General features: G+C 55.5%; 1 protein-coding gene. It reads right to left on the bottom strand.

All coding sequences use genetic code 11. From position 1 onward, the window contains the following. Positions 1 to 65: 65 nt before the first annotated feature. Positions 66 to 785, bottom strand: a complete 720-nt coding sequence (locus tag NW829_RS12260) for a response regulator transcription factor (RefSeq protein WP_011433617.1) — start codon at positions 783 to 785, stop codon at positions 66 to 68. Between the last annotated feature and the right edge of the window lie 257 nt (positions 786 to 1,042).

Genomic DNA, 1,042 nt, shown 5'->3' on the forward strand with positions numbered 1-1,042 from the left:
CGCTGCATAGTTGAACAGTGATGTTCAGCAGTGTTCAGCGTAAATGTATCAGAGTTATTTGGGGGTTAAGGTTTTTCCTCTCCCCATCCCTCCTTCGGAGCGGGGGGCTCAAACTTGTAGCCAACTCCACGCACGGTGCGGATCAACTCCGGTTGGCTGGTATCAGTCTCTAGTTTCTTGCGAATTTGGCCAATGTGGACATCGACCACCCGTTCATCTCCCTCGTGGTTAAAATCCCACACCTCTTGAATCAGCTCAGCCCGTCGCCAAACCCGCCCCGGATGTCGAGCCATAGCATAGAGCAAATCGAACTCCAGTGCTGTTAAGTTGATCAGGCGCTGCTCGCGGATGACTGCTCGGGTTTCCGGGTCGATTACCAAAGAGGCAAAGGTCAAGACCGGTGCGCTGGCAACTTCGGTCTTCATGCGTTGCCGCCGCAGAATGGCTTGCACTCGCGCCTGTAACTCCGGCAGGCTGAAGGGCTTGGTCAGGTAGTCATCTGCCCCCAACTGGAATCCGTGCAACTTATCAGCAGGGCTGACGCGGCTGGTCAACATCAACACGTACACGCCGGTCTCTTTTTGCATTTGCTGGCAGAGATCGTAGCCGCTCACATCCGGCAAGTTCAGATCCAAAATTACCAAGGCCGGCTGAAAAGCGCGCAACTGCTGTAAGCCCTCGGCCCCCGTCATCGCCACCTCAACCGAATACCCCTGCCGCTGCAAGTACCGCTGCAGTAGAGCACAAATGCTGGGATCATCATCGATGATGAGGATGCGTGACATGGCAGCTTGGCACTCTCGAAGTCAGCAGGAGACAAGGTTGCAGGGCGTTGGGGTGTGGGGATCCCTTCGGCAGCTCATGGGCAACAATCGTGCAGAGGCGATGGGCCCTCGGCTCGCGGGTGAATAAAGAGCCCTCTCAACAAGGCAAGCTTGACCCCAACCTCGGCTGGAAAGGGCAACAAACGCAGGTGATTCATGAGTGATTGAACACCTAAATCTTATTTCAAGTCTTTACGTGTGGGGTCGCGCGGGGAGTT

The sequence above is a fragment of the Synechococcus sp. R55.8 genome (assembly GCF_047461895.1).
GTDB lineage: Bacteria > Cyanobacteriota > Cyanobacteriia > Thermostichales > Thermostichaceae > Thermostichus.